The sequence below is a fragment of the Rhizobium sp. BK538 genome (assembly GCF_014197575.1).
Classification (GTDB): Bacteria; Pseudomonadota; Alphaproteobacteria; order Rhizobiales; family Rhizobiaceae; genus Rhizobium.
On record NZ_JACIFT010000009.1, the window covers coordinates 19,808 to 34,686 of the forward strand.

Annotated in this window: 17 protein-coding genes, 2 pseudogenes and 1 riboswitch; of the genes and pseudogenes, 12 read left to right on the forward strand and 7 right to left on the reverse strand. The window is 58.5% G+C overall.

The genetic code is table 11. The annotated features are described in order from the left end of the window. Positions 1–117: 117 nt before the first annotated feature. The 6 genes from FHX09_RS12640 to ribB all read left to right on the forward strand — a co-directional run bounded on the left by FHX09_RS12640 (position 118) and on the right by ribB (position 5,954). Positions 118–1,047, forward strand: a complete 930-nt coding sequence (locus FHX09_RS12640; protein WP_132591241.1) for a sugar ABC transporter substrate-binding protein — start codon at positions 118–120, stop codon at positions 1,045–1,047. A 28-nt stretch (positions 1,048–1,075) separates the two neighbouring features. Beyond that, positions 1,076–2,554, forward strand: coding sequence for a sugar ABC transporter ATP-binding protein (locus FHX09_RS12645; protein WP_184450072.1), 1,479 nt, complete (start codon positions 1,076–1,078; stop codon positions 2,552–2,554). 22 nt (positions 2,555–2,576) lie between these two features. After that, on the forward strand, positions 2,577–3,365 hold the full coding sequence (locus tag FHX09_RS12650) for an SDR family oxidoreductase (RefSeq protein ID WP_132591245.1): 789 nt from the start codon (positions 2,577–2,579) through the stop codon (positions 3,363–3,365). A gap of 4 nt (positions 3,366–3,369) precedes the next feature. Next, positions 3,370–4,107, forward strand: coding sequence for a triose-phosphate isomerase (gene tpiA / locus FHX09_RS12655; RefSeq protein ID WP_132591247.1), 738 nt, complete (start codon positions 3,370–3,372; stop codon positions 4,105–4,107). Positions 4,108–4,178: 71 nt separating this feature from the next. Then, entirely contained in the window at positions 4,179–4,961 is a 783-nt protein-coding gene (locus FHX09_RS12660; protein WP_184450074.1) for a glucose 1-dehydrogenase, read from the forward strand. Positions 4,962–5,067: 106 nt separating this feature from the next. Continuing rightward, positions 5,068–5,212: riboswitch (FMN riboswitch) on the forward strand. A gap of 115 nt (positions 5,213–5,327) precedes the next feature. Continuing rightward, positions 5,328–5,954, forward strand: coding sequence for a 3,4-dihydroxy-2-butanone-4-phosphate synthase (ribB, locus tag FHX09_RS12665; RefSeq protein WP_132591251.1), 627 nt, complete (start codon positions 5,328–5,330; stop codon positions 5,952–5,954). Positions 5,955–6,241: 287 nt separating this feature from the next. Here the strand turns inward: ribB and FHX09_RS12670 are convergent, their stop codons facing one another. The 5 genes from FHX09_RS12670 to FHX09_RS12690 form a co-directional block, all read right to left on the reverse strand. Next, positions 6,242–6,772: a GAF domain-containing protein gene (locus tag FHX09_RS12670; RefSeq protein ID WP_246699431.1), complete on the reverse strand. Its 531-nt coding sequence runs from the start codon at positions 6,770–6,772 to the stop codon at positions 6,242–6,244. Between the two features lie 81 nt (positions 6,773–6,853). Further along, a complete protein-coding gene (locus FHX09_RS12675) occupies positions 6,854–7,069 on the reverse strand; it encodes a hypothetical protein (RefSeq protein ID WP_132591253.1) in 216 nt (71 codons plus the stop codon). A 388-nt stretch (positions 7,070–7,457) separates the two neighbouring features. Then, positions 7,458–8,030 (reverse strand): hypothetical protein, encoded by a 573-nt coding sequence (locus FHX09_RS12680; RefSeq protein ID WP_184450076.1) that lies wholly within the window; start codon positions 8,028–8,030, stop codon positions 7,458–7,460. 46 nt (positions 8,031–8,076) lie between these two features. Continuing rightward, a complete protein-coding gene (locus FHX09_RS12685) occupies positions 8,077–8,352 on the reverse strand; it encodes a hypothetical protein (protein ID WP_132591257.1) in 276 nt (91 codons plus the stop codon). Between the two features lie 306 nt (positions 8,353–8,658). Continuing rightward, on the reverse strand, positions 8,659–8,895 hold the full coding sequence (locus tag FHX09_RS12690; RefSeq protein WP_184450078.1) for a hypothetical protein: 237 nt from the start codon (positions 8,893–8,895) through the stop codon (positions 8,659–8,661). 750 nt (positions 8,896–9,645) lie between these two features. On the opposite strand from FHX09_RS12690, the gene FHX09_RS30330 reads away from it, so the two are divergent. The 3 genes and pseudogenes from FHX09_RS30330 (at position 9,646) to FHX09_RS12705 (ending at position 10,844) form a co-directional block, all read left to right on the forward strand. Beyond that, complete coding sequence (locus FHX09_RS30330; RefSeq protein ID WP_281040968.1) at positions 9,646–9,777, forward strand: hypothetical protein; 132 nt, start codon at positions 9,646–9,648, stop codon at positions 9,775–9,777. 12 nt (positions 9,778–9,789) lie between these two features. Next, positions 9,790–10,491 (forward strand): annotated as a pseudogene (locus FHX09_RS12700) (IS1595 family transposase); the annotation flags it as partial. A gap of 107 nt (positions 10,492–10,598) precedes the next feature. Then, positions 10,599–10,844 (forward strand): hypothetical protein, encoded by a 246-nt coding sequence (locus tag FHX09_RS12705; protein ID WP_184450082.1) that lies wholly within the window; start codon positions 10,599–10,601, stop codon positions 10,842–10,844. 225 nt (positions 10,845–11,069) lie between these two features. On the opposite strand, the gene FHX09_RS12710 is transcribed toward FHX09_RS12705, so the two are convergent. Beyond that, positions 11,070–11,231: a hypothetical protein gene (locus FHX09_RS12710; RefSeq protein ID WP_165933124.1), complete on the reverse strand. Its 162-nt coding sequence runs from the start codon at positions 11,229–11,231 to the stop codon at positions 11,070–11,072. 1,058 nt (positions 11,232–12,289) lie between these two features. On the opposite strand from FHX09_RS12710, the gene FHX09_RS12715 reads away from it, so the two are divergent. The 3 genes from FHX09_RS12715 (at position 12,290) to FHX09_RS12725 (ending at position 14,380) form a co-directional block, all read left to right on the forward strand. Continuing rightward, on the forward strand, positions 12,290–12,592 hold the full coding sequence (locus FHX09_RS12715; RefSeq protein ID WP_184450084.1) for a hypothetical protein: 303 nt from the start codon (positions 12,290–12,292) through the stop codon (positions 12,590–12,592). Positions 12,593–12,600: 8 nt separating this feature from the next. After that, positions 12,601–13,473: a transglutaminase family protein gene (locus tag FHX09_RS12720; RefSeq protein ID WP_184450086.1), complete on the forward strand. Its 873-nt coding sequence runs from the start codon at positions 12,601–12,603 to the stop codon at positions 13,471–13,473. A 94-nt stretch (positions 13,474–13,567) separates the two neighbouring features. After that, positions 13,568–14,380: a transglutaminase family protein gene (locus FHX09_RS12725; protein ID WP_132591269.1), complete on the forward strand. Its 813-nt coding sequence runs from the start codon at positions 13,568–13,570 to the stop codon at positions 14,378–14,380. Positions 14,381–14,561: 181 nt separating this feature from the next. Here FHX09_RS12725 and FHX09_RS12730 read toward each other — a convergent pair. Continuing rightward, positions 14,562–14,660 (reverse strand): annotated as a pseudogene (locus FHX09_RS12730) (ABC transporter permease); the annotation flags it as partial. Positions 14,661–14,879: the final 219 nt, after the last annotated feature.

The window sequence follows — 14,879 nt, forward strand, 5'->3', positions numbered from 1 at the left end:
CGAGTGGGTCCGCCGCGTCGGCGGGCTCGTGGAATTCCGCCCCAAGTCCTGGAGCGGATCAATACCCCGAGGGGGAGGAAATACCCGAGGGTTCCATCAAACAACGGAGGAAATACAATGAAAATTGCGCGCACCATGCTCGCGTCTGCCGCACTGCTCGGTCTCACGCTCGGACCCGTACACGCAGCGGAGCTGAAGAAGCTCGGCCTGGCGGTTGCCAATCTCCAGGCAAACTTCTTCAACCAGATCAAGCAGTCGGTCGAGGCCGAAGCTAAAAAGCATGGCATCGAAGTTGTCACCGTCGACGCAAAAGGTGACGGACCGACACAGGTCAACCAGATCCAGGACCTTCTGACCCAGAACATCGACGCGCTGATCTACATTCCGGCAGGTGCGGCGGCTGCGACCGTTCCGGTCAAGCTTGCCAAGAGCGCCGGCATTCCGGTGGTCAACGTCGACCGCAATGCCGACGGCGCACCAGGCGACACCTTCCTTGCGACGGACTCCGTCGCATCCGCAAAGTCCGTGTGCGACTTCATTCTGAAGCAGGCCGGCGGCAAGGGCAAAATGGTCATCATCCATGGCCAGAAGGGTACGACGCCCGAAGTTGACCGTTCCAAGGGCTGCGCTCAATCTCTCAAGGCAAACCCGGACGTCAAGGTCGTGGCCGAGCAGTACTCGAACATCTGGAGCCAGGATGAAGGATTCCAGATCATGCAGAACATGCTCCAGGCAAATCCGGACGTGTCGATCGTCTTTGCCCAGGCAGACGCACTCGCACTTGGTGCTGCACAGGCCATCAAGGTTGCCAATCCTTCTCAGAAGATCGTGGTTGGCGGCTTTGACGGTGATACCGCTGCCCTCGAAGCCCTCAGCAAGGGTGTCTTCGACGTGACTGCAACGCAGCAGACGCAGAAGATGGGTCGCGACGCGGTCGAAAACGCCGCCAAGCTTGTCGCCGGCAAGAAGGTGCCGCCGGTCCAGCTCCTGGACGCTACGTTGACGACCAAGGAAAACGTCGCAGGCTTCATCGCCAACCATCCGTAATGAAGTCGAGGTCTTGAGGAGGTGTGCCGTGACTGATGCGGTTCTTTCGCTGAGGGGCATATCGAAGCGGTATGGACCGCTCCAGGTTCTGAAGAATATCAGCTTGGACGTCCATCCGGGCGAAGTGGTCGCACTTCTCGGTGAAAACGGAGCGGGCAAGTCGACGCTTTCCGGCATTATCGCCGGGTCACGCACCCCATCCGAAGGTTCCATGACATGGCTGGGGCAGCCTTATGCCCCAGCCACCCCAAGAGAGGCGATCGACAATGGCGTCGTCCTGATCCATCAGGAGCTGCAGCTCCTGCCGCAGCTCTCCATCGCGGAGAACGTCTTCATCGGTCGCTGGCCTATGAAGAACGGCGTGGTCGACCGTCAGCAGATGGTTCGTCGCGCCCAGGAGCAGCTCGCCCGACTGAACCTGCACATACCAGCGATGCGGAAGGTCGCCGGCCTTTCGACCGCAAATCAGCAGCTCATCGAGATCGCCAAGGCGCTGGCTTTGAACGCCAAGCTCCTCATCCTCGATGAGCCGACCGCGGCCCTCGGTGGCGCGGAGACCGAAGCACTTTTCGAACAGGTCCGGAAGCTTCGTTCCGAGGGGGTCGGCATCATCTACATCTCTCACCGCATGGAAGAGATCAAGCAGATCACCGATCGGATCGTCGTGCTTCGCGACGGCGAGCGTGTGCAGGAATTCGCTGACAGCTCGACGCCCGTGCGCACGATCGTCGAGAGCATGGTCGGGCGCTCGCTCGACCGCATGTTTCCGACACTGCCCGATCCAACGGATCGCCCGGTCCTTCAGGTGTCCGGTCTCAGCTCTTTGGACAACTCGTTCCGTGACATCACCTTCGACGTCAAGGCAGGCGAGATCCTCGGAATTGCCGGATTGGTCGGTGCCGGTCGCACAGAGCTTGTCCGCGCGATTTCGGGCGCCGATCCGATCGGCGCGGGCTCGATCAAGCTGGAAGGCGAGGAGCTTCGACTGCGCGATCCTGCCGACGCGATCGCCAAGGGCATCGTCATGGTTCCCGAGGACCGCAAGGAGCAGGGCTTGGTCGTCGGGCACCGTATCGGGGAAAACATCATCTATGCCAACCTCGACAAGCTGGGCGGGCGTTGGATCACACCGCGCGTCAGGCGCTCGTTCGCGCAAAAGGCGGTGGCCAAGTTCGGCGTCAAGGGTCGTGCGGAGCAGTATGCCTCCGATTTGTCCGGCGGCAACCAGCAGAAGGTCGTGATCGCCAAGTGGCTGATGCGCGATCCCAAGGTGGTTGTGCTCGACGAACCCACCCGCGGCATCGACGTCGGCGCCCGCGCCGGCATCTACGACATCATCGTCAACCTCGCCAAGCAGGGCGTTGCGGTCATCGTCGTAAGCTCCGACCTCGAGGAAGTTCTCGGCGTCTCAAATCGCATTCTCGTTCTTGCCCAGGGCAAGCAGGCAGGAATTCTCAATCGTGACGAGGCAAACGACGTCTCTGTCATGGAGCTAGCTACGATCTAAACAGACAGAGAAAGGAAGAGCGGTGTCCGACATCACTCTCAACGCCCCGAAGCTTTTCGATCTCAGCGGCCAGGTTGCCATCGTGACCGGTGCTGGGAGCGGGATTGGGCAGCGCATTGCCATCGGCCTAGCACAGTGCGGCGCCGACGTCGCACTGCTCGACCGTCGCACCGACGACGGATTGGCCACAACCGCCAAGCACATCCAGGCCGCCGGCCGTCGTTTTCTTAAGATCGCAGCCGACGTCACCAGCAAGTCTTCCCTGGGAGACGCGGTGGCTCGCACAGAGGCTGAGCTAGGCGCACTGACACTTGCCGTTAACGCCGCGGGCATTGCCAACGCCAGCCCCGCAGAGGAGATGGAGGAGGACCAGTATCAGGCGTTGATGGACATCAATCTGAAAGGGGTCTTCCTTTCCTGCCAGGCCGAGGCTCGCGCTATGTTGAAAAACGGGCGCGGCGCCATCGTCAACATCGCTTCCATGTCCGGCGTGATCGTCAATCGGGGACTGAGCCAGGCGCATTACAACGCCTCCAAGGCCGGCGTGATCCACATGTCGAAATCCTTGGCGATGGAATGGGTCGACCGCGGCATCCGCGTCAACACTATCTCGCCCGGATACACCGCGACGCCGATGAACACGCGTCCGGAGATGATCCATCAGACCAAGCTCTTCGAAGAGCAGACGCCAATGCAGCGCATGGCAACGGTCGACGAAATGGTCGGCCCGGCCGTGTTCCTGCTGTCGAATGCGGCAAGCTTTGTGACGGGCGTTGATCTGCTTGTCGACGGCGGTTTCTGCTGCTGGTGATGCGATGAGAAAGCTGATTGCCGGCAACTGGAAAATGAACGGTCTCGCTTCCTCCCTGGCTGAGATCGAGGCGCTGAAGGGACTAACGGGCGAGGCGACGTGCGATATCGTCGTCTGCCCGCCCTTCACGCTGATAGAAAAGGCCGCCGAACGCGCAAAGGGTTCTGTCGTTATTATTGGCGCCCAGGACTGCCATCCGCAGATATCAGGCGCCTACACCGGAGACGTATCAGCGGAAATGCTCGTCGATGCGGGTGCGCGCTTCGTCATTCTCGGTCATTGCGAACGTCGCGTATTCCATTGCGAGAGTGATGCCGTCGTTTCGACCAAGGTCGCCGCCGCTCATGAGGCCGGACTGACCGCAATCATTTGTGTGGGCGAGACCCGCAGTGAACGCGATGACGGCAAGGCGATCGAAGTCGTCGGTGGACAGCTACGCGGTTCAATTCCAGCGGGTGCCACCAGTTCGAACGTGGCCATCGCATATGAACCGGTCTGGGCTATCGGAACTGGTCTGGTCCCGACCATAGATCAGATCGAGGAGATCCATTCTTCGATTAGACAAATGCTCGAAGAGCGGCTTGGCCTAGACGGGCGCAGGGTCAGGATTCTCTACGGTGGCTCCGTGAAGGCCTCGAATGCCGCCGACATCTTCGGGGCGGCAAATGTGGATGGAGCCTTGGTCGGAGGCGCATCGCTGAAGGCTCTAGAGTTTGCCGGGATCATTTCTGCAGCCGCTTGAAAAGGGGCATGACGCACTTGGGTTGCTTTGCGGCCGCCCGATATCGTCAGGCACCGCGAAAGGAAGAAACTATGAAACGCTTCGAAAACAAGACCGTCGTCATCACCGGAGGCAGTCGCGGCATCGGCGCTGGGATCGCCAAGCGCTTCGCAAGGGAAGGGGCCAATCTAGTGGTCTCCGCCAATGAAGAGACGGTCCATGCAGTCTCCGCGCAGATCAAGGTGGATGGCGGCAATGCCATTTCCTTCGTTGGAGACGTCACTGACAAGACCAGCGTCAAGGCACTCTATGACGCGGCGGAGAAGGCTTTCGGTACCGTCGACGTGTCGATCCAGAACGCCGGGGTCATCACCATCGCCCGCATCGAGGACATGACGGAAGGCGAGTGGGACAAAGTCATGGCGGTCAACACAAAGGGCGTATTCTTGTGCGCGCAAGAAGCAATTCTGCGCATGCGTAAGCATGGACGCGGCGGCCGCATCATCAACACCGCCTCCGGCCAAGCGCGCGACGGCTTCATTTATACGCCACACTACGCCGCATCGAAGATGGGCGTCGTCGGCATTACCCAGAGCCTCGCAAAGGAAGTCGCGACCGAAGGTATCACCGTCAACGCGTTCTGCCCTGGCATCATCGAGACTGACATGTGGGCCTATAACGACCAGGCGTGGGGCAAGCTCCTGGGCAACTATGGCCCTGGGGAGCTGATGAAGGAGTGGGTCGAAGGTATTCCGATGAAGCGGGCCGGATCTGGCGAGGACGTCGCCGGTCTGGTCACCTTCCTTGCCAGCGACGACGCCGCCTACATCACCGGCCAAACCATCAATGTCGATGGCGGTTTGATCATGTCGTAACTTCATTCGACAATGGGGAACGGTGCGTTCACCAGGAGAACCGGGTTCCCGATGGTTGAACTGCTGGAAGCCTCTTGCAGAACCAGGCACCGATTGCTTATGTTAAAGACGTTCTCAGGGCGGGGTGAAAATCCCCACCGGCGGTATCGAGGCAACTCGGAGCCCGCGAGCGCCTTCGCTAAAACGAAGGGTCAGCAGATCCGGTGAGATGCCGGAGCCGACGGTCATAGTCCGGATGGAAGAGAGCAACGCAGCGGAACCGCGTGATGAGCGGCGTTTCCTATGCTTGTTCGCCCAAGGGAAAAACGGTGGCTCTAACAGGCCATGCTCGCCGCTAAAAGCGGCTAACCCTTGAAAGGCAAAAGGATGGCAATTTCCAAGATCGACGAGGCGGTGGCCGCAATTACACGTGGCGAGATCGTGGTCGTTGTCGATGATCGCGACCGGGAAAATGAAGGCGATTTGGTGATCGCTTCGCAAGCAGTTACGCCGGAATCGATCGCGTTCATGATGAACTACGCCCGCGGCCTTATCTGCGTCGCGATGGAAGGCGAGAGGCTCGATGAACTCGACATTCCATTGATGGTGCCGCGCAATACCGAAGTTCTCAAGACTGCATTCACCGTCTCGGTGGACTACATCCCTGAAACGACGACAGGCATATCCGCTGCCGATCGCGCTGCAACCGTGCGAGCTCTTGTCACGGACGGCTCACGTCCAGAGGATTTTGCACGGCCGGGGCATATCTTCCCGCTTAGAGCCCATCCGCATGGCGTCCTTTCCCGCCCCGGGCACACGGAAGCGGCCGTTGACCTTGCAAGGCTTGCGGGGCTGTTTCCATCAGGTGTGATTTGCGAGGTTGCCAACGACGACGGAACAATGGCTCGATTGCCAGAGCTTGAAGCGTTTGCCGAACGGCACGGTCTTCATCTGATTACGATCGAAGACCTCATCGCATACAGGGCCGAGAGCCTACCCGTCAAGGCAGCCTGATCGACCCTGCGGAGTGCCAGCTGGTACTCGTGGCCTCAGCATGGTGGCGCGCCGGAGGCGAAGCAGTTCTTCTCGCGCCACCAACAAAACGTTCGCAGTCGAGTAAGCGTGTTTCCGGTCTGGCAAGGGTACAGCCCAACGCAAACGTGAAGGATGTCGCGAACGTCCCGAGGCCAAGACCAGCGATTTCGGTAGGGCAGCACATTAACATTCTATCTGCAAACTCTTGCAGTTGCTTATGGAGTCTTCGCCCGCTGAGCGTAGGATCGTCCGGTTTTCACGTCCTTTTATGCCATATCCTTGCGGAGCCGCAACCGGCCCTCTATGCGGATGCCTATCCGGCCGCGGCCGAGGCGAACCAGCCGTATCGGAAGCTGCTTTTCGTCCAACCGGCGACGCAGAAGAAGCAGCCGCGTTTCCAGGTTGTCCTTGAACTGCGGCAGCTTCAGTGCCGCATCGAGCCGGATCTCGCGGTTGGTGAATTCGAGCGTGCCGTTTGCCAGATGCTGTTCGAGCATGGAGACAAGAAGCCGGCCCGCGATTCCCTTGATAACATAGTCGCCGTCGACGAAAACGCTGTCGTCAAAGCTGTGATGAACGACCCGAATCATCTGTTCCGAAGCCGAGTGTTCGGCCGGAGCGACCCGGTGAGAGCCGGTCTCCAGTGAGAGCTTTTCGCCCAGCGCCAGAGCCACCGCCGCTTGTCTGGCGACGATGGAAAGCGCGACCTCGTCCTCGGCGGTGAAAGCCCGCCGTTCCGCGCTTTCGAGAAAGAGAACGCCGCGAACCGTGCCTCCGGCGACAAGCGGCAACGGCAATCTGGCTCATCGCATCCGGCATGCCTGGGAGGCCGGCCCGCCTAAATTGGTATCCAACGGCAAGGGCTCTCAGTCACGACGTCATCGCTGAAGCCGGTTCCTTCGCTCCAACAGGAGCTCGTGCTCGACCAGCCGCTTACCTGCGGCACTGAGGCCTGTTTCGCCGACCATTTCCTCGGTTATGCCGAGCGCCTTGAATTTCCGGCCCTGATCGGTCGCAAGGGCAGCGTGCTCGCGCCTGTAAAGCTGCAAGAGGCTGCTCCATTCGGCGTAAGTGAAGTCTCTCCGTGCGATCATGATAAGTGCCTCTCTGTCCAGATCTACGATAGCACGATTTCTCTTTTGAAGGCAGTGCACAGCCTATCATCGAATAGGTGCTCAATTACCGCCCTCTAGGCTCCAGCGGTCGCGGCAAACCGAGGGCGATGGGCACAGCTCATGTCGTTGCAGTTGTCGAAGAGGACGACCTGACCCCTGGTCGCAGCGAAGAACCGCAGTGTAGGATCCTCAAACAAAGCGCCGTCGTCAAGAGGCGGCAAGCACTCGAACGAGTACGACGTAAAATTGCATAATTCGATCGCTTTGGTAGCATGGCAGTGGAATGTCGTAAGGCGACATTCCACGAGGGCGGCTTCGCCGTCGCTCATTCTGGCGATCTGGGAAAGCTAGGGGAGACCAGCGAGTTCTATTGAGCTTTGATCCGCGCCTCGATTAATCTCAATTCGAAGCGGTGATAGCGTTGCCGCGCAAAATATCCGTTCAACTCCTGCAGAGCCAGCGACGTAGGTTCGCCTCGAAGCGATGCACCTGAAATCCGCGCTTCTTGGGCCGCGATCTCGATATCATCATGTTTCAGGTATTTTCGCGCTAGCGCCAAGTCGGCTTGTAATTGATCATTCTCTGAAGAGACAGTCTCTTGGGGCGCCGCAGCTTGCAAGGCGGAGCCTGCGTGTGTCTCGTTTGCAGCAGGAATTCTGGTCATTGGAATACCCTGAATAGCTTGGCGATTTTTGTTGATGGGTTTGTACAGCACCGTTTCCACCGGAACATGGCCGAAGTGCTTTCCAAGTTCGCCGGACAGAACACCACGGTCCGTGATGCCTTGCCTGACCAACTTCACCAACAGCTGCGCGGCCGGGTCGAGCTGGTCACCGTCCGTGGGTGTGACCTGTCCGGTGTATCCGGCCTCCTCTAGCACGCTTTGAACAAGCGTTTCCTCTTCGTTCGTTTGGCCAGACTTCTTTTGATCGTAAGGCATGCTGCCTCCTATTCCGCGGTCCGATATGCCACTGCGTTGAGTTGGCTTATTTTCTCGAGCTTGGCTGCCTGCTGAACTGAAAGGCGGCGAGGGCAGATATGGCTCGATGAACGATCTGGGCCGAGCCGATCGCGTTGTTGCCAGCAACATGGCTGCAATGGGCCTGTACGATACGCTCGATTTCGTCCAATCTCAGGGCCATGATGCTGTCGCCAGCCGCAGCGGATTTTTTCGACCCAAATCTCAGGTACGACGACAGTTGTTGAAGGACTGCAATGCGCTCGTCTACATTCATCCCAGTAATTTTGGGTAGATCATCCATCGTATTGTCTCCAGCTTCGGCAGGGAGATGTCCGATGGGCGATCCAGATGAAATGCTTTGAATTATCCGTCGGGTACAGACCCATATTCATAAGTGGCGTTGATCCAGTAGCAATACAATGGAGGGTGCCAGAAATACGCCGCCGGGCCGGGCCAACTTACCTTTTGCAAAATTCACCACGGAGGACGCCTTACGTTCGGGCGCGGGCGACTCTACTTGCAAAGATCCAGTATCGCCGCCTCTGCGTATGGCGCAAAAGGGTTACTGTTGCCAGCAGAGGCTTCGGCGATAAGGAAATACTCAGTCTTAGCCCGAGGGCGAGTTTGAATTTGCTGGTAAGAACTGCAGCCGAACGGGCGAGGCCAGATAAAGGACATAGCGCTCGGCAGCATCCGCCAGCGCCAGCGCTGCCTCCCCCTCCCGCCATCCTGCATTTATTGCTGAAATCGCAATGGTCCGGGCGATCTCATCAAATACACGACAACACTCTGCCTCTCGGCGCAGATCATCAACATTGAAATGAGGTGATGTAATTTTTTGCATATTTTGTCTCCGTGCGTCAGGAGCGGTATTCTAGCGCCACGCCGCGAATAGCGACCGGGCCTATCATGACCGCCAGATAGACCTTGACCAATATTTTGCGGCTATGTTTGAGGATAAAAGTCGGAAGACATGGGTGTCCTCCTTTCGGTCGGGGCAAGGGTGGGGGACCCTAAACAGCAGAGCCCTGATAATTGCTGCCGAGGCCGAAAAGATGCGCCTTCGAATGAAGTGAAGCAAGTTTATTTATGCGAGTTGTCTCACATGCCCTTGAACGTTCGACTCGCCGCAGCGCATTGTAGCAACTGCCACCAGCACTCCGATCGACTCCCGCTGATCGCGCTCGTATGGTCCGCGGCATGTTCAGGATCATACGAATACGCCAACGCTGACCTTCCGCTCGCCGACCCGGCGAGGTCCCGTCGTATCGCGTATATTTCTGGGAATTGAACATGGTCTCCGACAACCTGCCGTCCGTCATTCCGCAGCCGCGCAAAGCCGCGCCCGATCTGGAGGTTCTCCGGAGGGTGGAAATATTGGGGCAACCAGCACTTCCTGCTGTCCCCGTATTGCCGGACGTTTACGCTTAACCATCTCCGGTCGTTCGACGAAGCCAAGTCCTACAAGGCCTTCTGCCTCATCCGCTGGCCGGCGACGGAGGGACGCCCGACCTGCGTCCGTTGCTCGCACGCGACCTGCTGGGAGATCCGGCGTCGACGCTTTAAGTGTCAGGCCTGCCGCCGGGAGTTCTCGGTGACGACGGGCACCGTATTCGCGTTCCGTAAGATGAGCTTCCAGGACATCCTGGCGGGCCTCTGGTTCTCGGTGAACAGCGTGAAGGGCAAGAGCGCCCTTCAGCTCTCCCGTGAGCTCGGCGTCCAATAGAAGACGGCCCGGGTCCTGCTTATGAAGATGCGCGAGGCCGTGGCGACCAGACGCTTCCGGATGATGCTCGAGGGCGAGATCCACATTGACGGCAAGTATGCCGGCGGCCACGTCAAGCAGAAGAACCGCAAGGAAGAGCGGATCGACCGACGCCGCGGCGAGTACCAGAACTTCAAGCGCCTCACGATCCTGACGCTGCGCGAGAAGACGCCGTTCGGCCGCGGCCGCGAGCAGACCCTGACGCGCGTCACCCGGAGCGAGGATCCGAACGAGGCCTGGGAGTTCTTCAAGAAGCAAGACAGCAAGGGGTCGCGCATCCATGCCGACGAACACTTCTCGTACGACGCCCTCGCTGGCCTGCAGGACTTGTTCCGTGTCAACCACAGCAAGGAGTACCAGACGAAGGGCGGGGTCAACACCAACCACGTCGAAAGCTTCTTCAGCCGCATCCAGCGAGCCTACGTCGGCATCCACCATCGCTTCTCGGTCCGGTATTTCGACTGGTACGCGGCCGAGATCGCCTGGCGTGAGGACAATCGCCACGTCGACAATGGCATGCTGCTATGGGGAATGATCCACTTCGCCATGTCGGGGAAGACGTCGCGGAACCTGTGCGGCTACTGGCAGGGAAACCATCCACCAAACCTTGTATGGGAGGGCGGGGAGAACCCCGATGAACAGGCGGCCGATACGCATGTGCGAAGGCTTTGGTAATCTCCTGATTGTTATAGGAAAGTCTTCGCACGTTGCAGTGTCAGATCACATCAAAGAAGAAATTATGAAGCCTCGGTTCCTACTGAGTCCACTGGGACTCTTGATCAATGGAAGGTCTTGCGAAACACACGATCTATAACGCAAGTAGCAGAAATTATGGCGCATACAACGCCACCATCAAAACGCAAGATGGCGAATTCTACACGACGTTCTTCACCATGGAGCGTCAGCGTGGCAGTTGGGATGGACAGCGTCACAGGTTCATGATGACAGTAGAAAGCGCCTATTTCGATCCGCAGCTAGGCCATAATAAATGGGTAACGCTTGCGGGCGTCTTTGCAAAGCTAAACTGAGCTTTTGCTAGAAAGCATCAAGGGGGCCACCTTTCGGTAAGCCCCCTCGGGGTCTCGACAACTCTTCGAACTTGCGTTCTATCCGCTATACCAGCCGGATCGCTTTCGCGACGGTGAGAACGCCTCCCAGTCGATCAGCGTCCCTCGTTTCAACATCCAATAGACAATGCCGCCGCCCTATCCAGTCAAGCCCGCCGGTACTCTGGATCGAATGAAATCAGGAGGCTAGATGGCCACCTCCCAAAGGTAACGATGGCCATCGACCTTTCCGGCCCGTCGCACGCGGTTTGCCCTAGCAAGCTGGTCGAGAGTCTGCGAAAGGCTGTTGCCGATCTTGCCAAGCCGGATGTCGTCCGTCTGCAGTCCGATCTCTCGGGCAAAGACCATGGCGCACTCCGCAGTCGAGATTGGATGTCCCGCCTCGCGGAGCGTGCGTAGCAAAAAGCCACGGCGGTCATAATCCCTGAATAAATCGGAGACATCGTTATCGCGCTGCCTGCGCCGCCGTACTACACCAGATTCCGTTGCCGGGGCGTACTCTGGCTCGTAAGTTCGGATTACGATGTCGAACGCGGACCGCTGCTGCTCCAGTGCCGCAATCTCCTTCCGCATTGATGGATCGTTTGCGTAATGATCCGGTCTTTCAGCAAAGCTTGCGATGTTCTGACAAGTCGAACCGGGCCCGCTGTGATTTCATCAGAGTAAATTTCGTTCGTCTGGCAGATGTCGTCCGTCAAATCTCTCACGACGGCGTTCACGTCGAGGATCGGCCGCACAAGCTCCGCATGTCCATCTGCCGTCAGCGGGTGTATGCTGGTATGCGAGTGAATCCCGAAGGTAGAGCATAAGTACCCGTCGCTCCGAAACTGCCAGCGCCGAAGGCTTCCTCAATGCTGGTTCAGCGTTGAACGCCATGGCCCAGCCTCCTGCTACACCTCCAAATAGGCTCTGGGCCGTCTTATCAACCCGTGATGCCCGAATGGGGTTGCGATGGGCTTGCAAAGAGCGCATGGTTAGTGATTGGCTGGCGTCATACCGGCAAAGTCACCTAGGAATAAAGTCCTGGATCCAACAAGGAGGACTCAATGTCTTCCGAACCTAGTCAATTCTTCGACGTCGCAAATCTGAGGATGCTGGATCGCATCTTGATGAAAGCTGGCTTTCGAGGTGAGCAAATCTCTGCTGTCGACGACAAAGAAATCAGCGCTTAGAATGTATCTCGCAACAACAAATCCGATTGTGCGACCTCTATCGGAGGGCGACGGTTCGCTGGCGCGGTGGCTGGACGACGGCGGCGCTCCGGTGAGAATTCACACGCACACACGGTTATGGCTGCAAGACGAACCAGCTCGCCATGGCGACCCGGTCGCTGTCGCTTTCCGGGCCGGTCACCAACCTGGTGCAGGCCGCCGTGTTGCCAAGTATGCTGGAGGTCGATGGACCCCATGGAAAACGATCACTGGATCGTCGACGATTTCGGAATGCATTCCGAAATGCGGGACGGAACGTTCGAAATTGAAGCGCACAGACTTGCCGAACTGACGTCTGTTGATGACCGCGATATTCTTTACTGGCCCGTCTATATCGCCAGCGAAACTCGGTTCGACATAGAGCGCTTTCTCGAAGCTTATGAGGCGGCGCTTGTAAAACACGCAGGCAGATACGCAGCGGTCATCAATCCGTCCCTTCTGGCCGAGAGCACGGAGGCGGCTCGCGACATCTGGGGAGAACGCCCGGTTTGCGGGTAGGCGCGACCATGACCATCTTCTCCGTTCGTCACGTCACCTCCTATCGCTATTTGCGCGAAGTTGCTTTCGGCGAGCACCGGGTGATGTTTCGGCCCCGCGACAGCTTCGATCAACGGCTTATCGATACATCCCTGGCGACCGACCCCAAGCCGCATCGTGTGCGATGGATACATGATGCTTTCGGCAACTGTGTCGCGCTGGTCGATATTGCATCTTCGGCTCGCGAGCTGCGTTTCGAAACCCGGATCACGCTCGATCACACGCCTCAACTCGCACTCGATTTCCAGATCGATCATGCCGCCTTGACCTACCCGTTTTCGTACGATGCGGACGAGGTTCCCGATCTCGCGCCGGCAATCCAGCGTCACTACCGCGATTCTAGCGACGAGATCGGACGTTGGGCCCGCCAGTTTGTCCGTTGCGGCCAGCCGACGGAAACCGGCCATCTGCTGATGACACTCTGTTATGCCATCAGCGAGAGCTTTTCCTATCGCCGGCGCCTTGAACACGGAACACAGACGCCGGTTCAGACCCTCTCGCTGCGTTCAGGATCCTGTCGCGATTTTTCATTACTGATGATGGAGGCAGTCCGCTCGCTGGGACTGGCCGCGCGCTTCGTTACCGGCTACATCTACGTCGCCGACCGCGATGGCAGCCCAACGCTTGGAGGAGGCTCCACACATGCGTGGTGCCAGGTTTATCTTCCCGGCGCAGGCTGGACCGAGTTCGATCCGACGAACGGCATCGTGGGCAATCGCGACCTTATTCGCGTGGCAGTCGCACGTGACCCCCGCCAGGCGGTTCCGTTGAGCGGCAGCTATGATGGCAGCCTTGCCGACTTCGACGGCATGACGGTGCAGGTCAACGTTACGACCCAATGAACTGAAAGCGCAAACTCGCGGGAACTCCGCAATGCCGTCGACGTTTCGCAATTGCGTTCCGTGCATGGCCGATCTCTCCAATAAGGAATGTAGGATGAAAATACGTGCCGGATTTCATATAGGCTACGAGTGTATACAGCCGACCCCGATGCTTATGGTCTTAAACATTCATCCCTCCCGCCGTGTCGATCTTCTCAGCGATCAGATACTGACCTTCGACAGGCAAATCGAGGCCTGGAACTATACCGATGTGTTCGGCAATGCCTGCAGCCGCATTGTCGCGCCGCCGGGGCTGATGACGATTTCCACCGAATTCGAGATTTATGACAGCGGGCAGCCGGATATCGTCCCGGAAAGCGCCGTTCAGCATGCGATCAACGACTTGCCGAACGAGGTGCTGATCTTCCTGCTCGGCAGCCGCTACTGCGATACCGACAGGCTCGCCGATTTCGCCTGGGCACGGTTCTCGTCAACGCCGCTCGGATGGCCGCGTGTGCAGGCCATTTGCGACTTCGTCCACAATCACATCACCTTCAATTACCTGGAGGCCGATCCACTTCGAACCGCATATGGCGGCTTTACCCACAAGACTGGCGTTTGCCGGGATTTTGCGCATCTTGCCATTACGCTGTGCCGTTGCATGAATATCCCGGCGCGATATTGTACAGGCTATCTCGGAGATATCGGCGTGCCGGCCGATCCCAATCCTATGGACTTCAGCGCCTGGTTCCAGGTCTATCTCGGCGGTCACTGGCAGACGGTGGACGCCCGGCACAATACGCCGCGCATCGGGCGAATTCTGATGGCAACCGGTCGCGACGCGACGGATGTTGCCCTGTCGACAGCGTTCGGGCCCGCAACGCTTTCCCGTTTCGAAGTGATAACCGAGGAAATGCAGCAAAGCTGAACTGCTGACCGGCACAAACGCAGGAGACCCACATCACACTTCCGATGAGTAGTCACCGGGGCGTTCAGGGACGGCGCGCGTCGGCGTCTGCTTCCTTGGTCATCAGCGTCGCCATGTGGGCTCGAAGCTCCTTCTCGCCCTGAGCGAGGATCTTTATTATAACGTCCTCATCGCCCGCTGCCGGTGAGATCCGGCCGCCGATGAACGCGCCGCCGCCGAGGATCACGCCGACAATCGACAGCAGCGTGTAGCGCAGCGCGATATTGGCGTCGGCTGAGGTCAAGCGATTTCCACTGTCTGCGCCAGCCCGAGAACCGCGCGGCTGCCTCTCGTCGAGGCCGCGCGCGATGATGGTTGAGTTGGTTTGAAGAGCCTCCCGTCGTCCTGCGTACCTGCGCTAACAGTCGCTCGTGATTTTGAGTTTTAGCGGCACTGGCTGAAAGCGGGCTGAAAGCTTGGCCTGATACCTTGGTCGTCGCATCGTGGAGGAGACACGAGC